The following is a 6,845-nucleotide window of genomic DNA, read 5'->3' as shown; positions in this document are numbered from 1 at the left end:
TTCTTGACATGCCTGGCTGCGGGGCATACCGTCCGGGGTGTCAAAAATACTTTACACACCCGGGAGGGCCCGTGGCGTTCGAAGAGAAACGCGCCTGGATGATGGCCGTGGTCGCGGTCGTCGGCTACGCCACGTACGTCGCCGTCGTCCTCGGCCGCGCCGACGGCCGCCCGCTGGCCGACGTGCCGTACGCCGACGCCCTGCTCTGGACGATCGCCGGCGCGATCGCGGCGTCGATCGTCGCGCACATCGTCATCTCGATCGTCTCGCCCGAGGGCGCCAACCAGTCCGACCAGCGCGACCGGGAGATCCACCGCACCGGGGAGCACATCGGCCAGTCGTTCGTGGTCGTCGGCGGGGTCGCCGCGCTCGGCATGGCACTGGTCCGCTGGGACCACTTCTGGATCGCCAACGTCATCTACCTGTGCTTCGTGCTCTCCGCCGTGGTCGGCTCCACCGCCAAGATCGTCGCCTACCGGCGGGGCTTCCAGTCGTGGTGAGACCGACCCGGATCACCAACTCCATCCGCGCCCTGCGCGCCGCGCACGGCGACATGACCCAGGCCGAACTGGCCCGCCGCGTCGGCGTGACCCGGCAGACCGTCATCGCCATCGAACAGGGCCGCTACTCGCCGTCGCTGGAGATGGCCTTCCAGATCGCCGCCGTGTTCGACGTTCCCGTCACCGACGTGTTCCAGTACCCCCAGGAGGGCTCGTGAAAGCCATCGTCCAGGACCGCTACGGCTCCGCCGACGGGTGGGAACTGCGGGACATCGACCCGCCCCGGGTCGGCGACGACGACGTGCTCGTCCGGGTCCACGCCGCCGGCGTCGACCCCGGCGTCTGGCACCTGATGACCGGCCTGCCGTACCCGATCCGCCTCGGCTACGGGCTGCGCCGCCCCCGCCACCGCGTCCCCGGCATGGACCTCGCCGGCGTCGTCGAGGCAGTCGGCCGCCACGTCACCCGCTTCGCCCCCGGCGACGAGGTCTACGGCACCGGCGCCGGCAGCTACGCCGAGTACGCCCTCGCACCGCAGCACAAGCTCGCCCGCAAGCCCGCCGCACTCACCTTCGCCGAGGCCGCCGCCATCCCGGTCTCCGGCCAGACGGCGCTCACCGCCGTCCGGGACGCCGCGACGGTCCGCCCCGACCAGCGGGTGCTCGTCATCGGCGCCGGCGGCGGCGTCGGCTCGTACGCCGTGCAGCTCGCCACGGCGGCCGGCGCCCACGTCACCGGCGTCTGCGGACCCACCAAACCCGACCTCGTGACGTCCCTCGGCGCGACCGACGTCATCGACCACACCCGAGAGGACATCACCGACCGGGGCGTGCGATACGACGTCATCATCGACACCGCCGGCAACCGCACCCTGACCCACCTGCGCCGCGCCCTCACCCCGACCGGCACGCTGGTGCTCGTCGGCGGCGAGGCCGCCACCGGCAAGCTGCTGCAGGGCTTCGACCGGCAACTGCGCGCGCTGCTGCTCTCCCCGCTGGTCGGCCAGCGGCTGATCCCCCTGGTGGCCAAGGAGAGCAGCGAGAACCTCGACGCCCTCACCGCGCTGGTCGACGCCGGCCGGCTCCGGCCCGTCCTCGACCGGAGCTGGCCGCTGGCCGAGGCGGCCGACGCGATCCGGCACCTGCGCGGCGGCCACGCCCGGGGCAAGAACGTCGTCCTGCCCTGACCGACGCGACCGCCGGCGCGCCACCGCTCAGCTGCTCGGGACCACCTCGGGCCGGTGCGCCGCCGGCGGCACGTACGGTTCGGGGGCCGGCCGCTCGTGCGCCGGCCGCTCGTGCGCCGGCCGTCCATGCGCCAGCCGCTCGGGCGCGGGCCAATCGGCCACCGGCCGCTCGGCCACCGGCGGTTCGACGGCCGGCTGCTCGGCCTCCGGCTCCTCCGGCGTCCCGTCCGCCGGCCGCTCCCCGCCGGGGCGGACGGCCAGCATCGGGTACTCGGCGGTCTCCCCGCCACCCGCGGCGGCCGCCATCACCGCCGCGGCCGCCAGGTCCGCAACCCGCTTGGCCTCCCGCTGCACCCGGGCCCGGACGTCCTTGGCGTGCCGCTCGACCGACTCGGCCGCCTGCCGGGCCTCCTCCAACCGCTTGGTCTCAGCGGCCAGGCTCCGGCGGGTCTCCTCCAGCCGGCGCTGCGTCTGCACGAGATCCCGCTCGGTGGTGTCGCCCTCCTGCTGGATCTCGGCGAGCTGCTGCCGGGCGGTCTCCAACTCCTCGCTCACCTGCGTCAGCGCCTGCTGCCGCTCCGCGATCTCCTGCTGCACCGCGGTGAGCTGCTCCTGCTGCGCCGCCATCTGCTCGTCGGCGCGCTGGCGCACCTCGGTGGCGTACTGCTGCGCCTCGGCGATCAGCGCCTGCATCTGCTGCTCCGCGGCGCTGTGCTGGTTGGTCAGCTCCTGCTCGGCCGCCGCCCGGTGCTCGGCCAGCTCCTGCTCGGCGGCGGCCCGCCGCTCGGCGATCTCCTTCTCGGCGGTGGCCTGCCACTGGGCCAGCTCCTGCTGGCTCTGCGCCCGCGCCGCCTGGATCTCCTGCTGGATCTGGGTACGGGCCGCCTTGGTCAGCGCCTCCGCCGCCGTGCGGGTCTGGGTGATCTGCTTGGCGGTCTGTTCGCTGATCCGCTTCGCCTCCTGCTGGGCGCGCTCGTGCGCGGCCTCACCCTCCGCCCGCAGCTTCTCGGCCCGCTCGTGGATCTCGGCCAGCTCCCGCTCGGCCGCCGACCGGCGCTCCTCGTGCACCCTGTCCTGCTCGGCCTGGCGCGCGGACAGTTCCTCGTCGAGGTCCCGCAGCGACTGGACGGTCCGCTCCCGCGCCTCGGTCAGCACCTTCTCGGCCTCGGCCTGCAGGCTGGTCGCCCGCTGCGTCGCCGTCTCGGTGATCACTCCGGCCTGCTTCTCGGCCAGCGCCAGGATCTGGTCCACCATCGGGCCCAGGTCGCGGAAGGACGCCCGGTCCACCTGGGCGGGGCGCTGCCGCAGTTCGGTCAGCTCCGCCTGGAGGCGCTGGATGTGCGTGGTGAGGCCGTGCACCTGGCTCGCCGCCTGGTCCCGCTCGGTCGACAGCGTCGCGAGCTGACCGTCGGTCTGCTCGATGTACCGGTCCACCTGCCGCTTGTCGTACCCGCGCAGGGCGGTCTCGAAATGCGGCCGTCCGGCCGCATCGTCACGCAGCGCGAACGGCTCTTCGCCGTTGGACATGCCGCACCCTCCGTACTGTGTGAACGCCACGCGGATGGACGCCCACGGGCCATGATGTGGCGCAACGCTACCGTCGTCCAGCCCCGGACAATAGGCCCGCCCCGGTGATCGAGACGCGGTGAGGGGCACCTGTTGCGAAGGTGGCCTCCGCGGGGTCACGGCCTCCGGTGCGGGTGTCGCCCGCACCGGCGGTGCGGTGCCTCGGTCGGACCGTCGTCCGGGCGGCCCGCTCGCCGACGGTGACGTCCCTTGAGTGGGTCGGGGTGCGGGCCTTGAGTGGGTCGGGGTGCGGGCCTTGGGTGGGTCGGGGTGCGGGTTCGCCGGCCGGGTCAGGCTGGTGTTCGCCGAGGGGCCGCGACGATGGCCGAGCGGAGGCGGGCGAGGGCGTCGGTGCGCGCGCCGGTCAGGGACGGTTCCCTGGTCAGTCGGGCCGCGCGGATTTCGACGTGCCGGGGCAGGCGGCCGAAGGCGGCGGTGACGGCGTCGAGGACCGCCGGGCCCCACGGCCCGCCGAGGACGACCAGCTGCGGGTCGGTGAGCGCGACGATGGCGGCGAGGACCCCGCTCACCGCCGCTCCGATCGCCTCCCGGGTGGCCGACGACGCGTCGGCCAGCTCGCGGAGCCGGTCGACGTCGATCGCCGTGCTGCCGGGCCGGCGCAGCCCCAGGTCACGGAAGACCTCGATGAACCGGGTCGCCCGACCGTCCGGGCCGATGGTGATCAGGTGCGCGATCTCGCCGGCGAGGCCGGCGTGCCCCCGGCGTACCTGGCCGTCGCTGACCACCGCGCAGCCCAGTCCCTCGCCGAGGAAGAGGTACGCGAAGTCGGTCAGGCTGCTCGGATCGGTGTCGCGCTCGGCCTGGGCCGCCCAGTTGACGTCGTTGTCGACGACGACCGGCCCCTGGACCTGCGGCGCGAGCACGCCGACCGGGTCCAGTTCGCCGAGCAGGAACGGCGCGTCGGGGAGCCGGATCAGCCGGCCGGTGGTGCGCTGCACCGGGTCGGCGGCGCTGACGACCGCCAGTCGGGTGGCCCGTCCCGTGCTCCGCTGGGCCTGCGTGGCGGCGGCCCGCAGCGCGGCCGTGACCTGCTCGGGCCGGGCCGGGCGGCTGATCTCGTGGTGCGTCCGGGCCAGGGTGTCTCCGTAGGCGTCGACGCACTCGGCCACCACCCCGTCGGGCGCGATGCCGACCACCAGGGCGGTGCCGACCGCGTCGGCGAGCGCGTAGTACGAGCCGACGCGCCCCCGGCCGCGTCCGCCGGGGGTGCGTTCTCCCGTGTCCACGACCAGCCCCGCCTCGGTCAGCCGGCGCACGCTCTCGCCCACCGTCGGCTTGGACAGGCCGCTGCGGGCCGCCAGGTCGGCCCGGGTCAGGCGTCTGGCCTGCATCAACTCGCGGAGCACGTGTTCGTCGGTCAGCGAGCGGAGCAGCTCCAGCGAGGGCTTGGCGGCGGTCACGCCACGATTCTAGTCAGGAGTCTTGCCTAGAAAGCGCCCCGCCACCTAGAGTCCTTTCAAAGAAGGAGCCTTAACTAGAAGGAGTCCTGCCGTGACCACCCAAGCCGCCCGCACGACCACCCCGCTCCCGCCGCTGCCGCACTGGGAGTCGACGCCGACCGACCTGCCCGGCGCCATCCGGGAGATCAAGGCGGCGCTGCGCGCCCGGATCGAGGCCTCCGGCCGGACGGTCGAGGAGGTGTTCGCCGTCGTCGAGCAGCGGATCCAGGCGGAGGTCGACGAGATCGTCGCGGCCCGCGACCGCGGCGAGCCGGTCTGGCCGGTCATCGGGTACGCCGACATCGAGGCGGGCACGGTGCCAGCCGAGACCCTGCGGGCGGTGCGCCGGCGCGGGTGCCTCGTCGTGCGCGGACACTTCGACCGGGAGCAGGCCCTCGGCTGGGACCGCGACATCGTCGACTACGTGGCGGGCAACGGCTTCTTCGACGCTTATCGCGGCCCTGGCGACGACTTCTTCGGCAGCGTGGGTTCGAAGCCCGAGATCTACCCGATCTACTGGTCGCCGGCGCAGATGCAGGCCCGCCAGAGCGACCGGATGGCCCGGGTGCAGGCGTTCCTCAACAGCCAGTGGAAGCACGAGTCCGAGGGCGTGCGGTGGTTCGACCCGCACCGCGACTCGCTCTACCCCGACCGGATCCGCCGCCGGCTGCCGGGCGCGGACTCCCAGGGCCTCGGCACCCACCTCGACCCCGGCACCCTCGACCTGTGGATGACCGAGGCGTACCAGCAGACCTTCCGCCACCTCTTCGACGGCACCGTCGAGCAGTACGACCCGTGGGACGCCGCCCACCGCACCGCCGGACCGCAGTACCCGGGCACCACCATGTGCTCCGCCTTCCGCACCTTCCAGGGCTGGACCGCGCTGTCCGACATGGACCACGACCAGGGGGTGCTGCACACCGTGCCGATCCCCGGGGCCATGGCGTACCTGATGCTCCGGCCGCTGCTGGCCGACGTGCCCGAGGATGACATGTGCGGGGTGACGGTCAACCAGGTCTTCCCCGCCAACCAGACCTGGCACCCGCTGCTGATGCGCGCCCTCGTCGGCATCCCCGACGTCCGGGCCGGCGACTCCGTCTGGTGGCACTGCGACATGATCCACAGCGTGGCGCCGGTGCAGGACCAGCAGGGCTGGGGCAACGTCATGTACATCCCCGCCGCGCCCTGGTGCCCGCGCAACGAGCGGTACGCGGCCAGCGTCCGGGAGGCCTTCCACACCGGGTCCAGTCCCGCCGACTTTCCCGAGGAGCACTACGAGCGCAGCTGGCCCGACCGCTTCCCGCCCGAGAGCCTGAACTCCACCGGCCGGCGCGGCCTCGGCCTCGACTGAGCCGTAGCCAGGTCGGAAAGGCCAGGGCCGGCTCCTTGGCATAACCGGCCCGCCCGGGATTCGGCGGAGCGGCGGAAACGGCTGACGGCGCCGATGTGACGGGGGACGCACGCCGCCAATTTGACGATCAACTCGCGGTCCGCGTAACTTTCTCTCTGCCAGCGCGGAACGGACGAAACAGGCGAAAGACTTGGTAGGCCGGGCGCGGGAATGAGCTTCCGGTTCTGGGGGTTGTACTCCTCGGAACCCGGGACCGGGCGGTGCCCCGAAGACGCTGCGAGGCGGATTTGGTGGGGCGGAGCCGACCGGGTATGGTTCATCGCCGGTAGGGAACCGGGCGTGCGTGCGGGAGACCGTGGCGGCCGGCCTGTCGGAAGCCATGAGGACAGCGGTGAGAGCCGGTGGTTTTGTGGTGCCCGTAATTGTGGTGGAAGTGGTGTGGATCGCGATAGAGCGGTTTGACACGGCGGATATCGGCGGGTAACGTGGTAAAAGTGCCCGGCGCGGAAGCGCCGGTCGCGTCAGAGCGGAAATGCCCCAGGTCGGGGGTTCCACGGATGTGGGGCTTTCGGGTGGTGTGTGGTTGTTCTTTGAGAACTCAACAGGGTGCTTGAAAAGCCAGTGCCAATTATGATTTATACCCCGGACTGGCAGTTCTTCTTCGGGAGTGCTGTTGGTTGGGATTCCTTTGGCAACATTTTTGTTGTCAGGACAGTTTTTCGACAAGTTTTTGTTGGAGAGTTTGATCCTGGCTCAGGACGAACGCTGGCGGCGTGCTTAAC

6 protein-coding genes are annotated in these 6,845 nt (G+C 72.3%); 4 read left to right on the top strand and 2 right to left on the bottom strand.

The annotated features are described in order from the left end of the window. Positions 1-71 precede the first annotated feature (71 nt). The 3 genes from KBX37_RS07475 to KBX37_RS07465 are packed head-to-tail and all read left to right on the top strand — an operon-like array spanning position 72 to position 1,686. Positions 72-500, top strand: coding sequence for a hypothetical protein (locus KBX37_RS07475; protein ID WP_210775189.1), 429 nt, complete (start codon positions 72-74; stop codon positions 498-500). Continuing rightward, on the top strand, positions 494-718 hold the full coding sequence (locus tag KBX37_RS07470) for a helix-turn-helix transcriptional regulator (RefSeq protein WP_374103687.1): 225 nt from the start codon (positions 494-496) through the stop codon (positions 716-718). The genes KBX37_RS07475 and KBX37_RS07470 overlap by 7 nt, the downstream gene beginning before the upstream one ends. Beyond that, positions 715-1,686, top strand: a complete 972-nt coding sequence (locus KBX37_RS07465; RefSeq protein ID WP_210775188.1) for an NAD(P)-dependent alcohol dehydrogenase — start codon at positions 715-717, stop codon at positions 1,684-1,686. The genes KBX37_RS07470 and KBX37_RS07465 overlap by 4 nt, the downstream gene beginning before the upstream one ends. Positions 1,687-1,713: 27 nt before the next feature. Here KBX37_RS07465 and KBX37_RS35430 read toward each other — a convergent pair whose 3' ends face one another. Together KBX37_RS35430 and KBX37_RS07455 are read right to left on the bottom strand one after the other, a co-directional pair. Then, entirely contained in the window at positions 1,714-3,213 is a 1,500-nt protein-coding gene (locus KBX37_RS35430; RefSeq protein WP_210775187.1) for a DivIVA domain-containing protein, read from the bottom strand. A 329-nt stretch (positions 3,214-3,542) separates the two neighbouring features. Beyond that, positions 3,543-4,673 carry an ROK family transcriptional regulator gene (locus tag KBX37_RS07455; protein ID WP_210775186.1) on the bottom strand — a complete coding sequence of 377 codons (1,131 nt, stop codon included), beginning with the start codon at positions 4,671-4,673 and terminating at the stop codon, positions 3,543-3,545. A gap of 91 nt (positions 4,674-4,764) precedes the next feature. Here KBX37_RS07455 and KBX37_RS07450 point away from each other — a divergent pair, with 91 nt between their 5' ends. Then, positions 4,765-6,063 (top strand): DUF1479 domain-containing protein, encoded by a 1,299-nt coding sequence (locus KBX37_RS07450; protein WP_210775185.1) that lies wholly within the window; start codon positions 4,765-4,767, stop codon positions 6,061-6,063. Positions 6,064-6,845: the final 782 nt, after the last annotated feature.

Origin of the sequence: Micromonospora sp. U56 (genome assembly GCF_018070095.1) — a bacterium.
Taxonomy (GTDB): Bacteria; Actinomycetota; Actinomycetes; order Mycobacteriales; family Micromonosporaceae; genus Micromonospora; species Micromonospora purpureochromogenes.
Note: the sequence above shows the minus strand (reverse complement) of the source record. Positions and strands in the feature narration are given on the sequence as shown.

Coding starts and splice junctions, on each gene's coding strand:
- KBX37_RS35430 (WP_210775187.1), bottom strand. CDS start 3,213: ATGTCCAACGGCGAAGAGCCGTTCGCGCTGCGTGACGATGCGGCCGGA.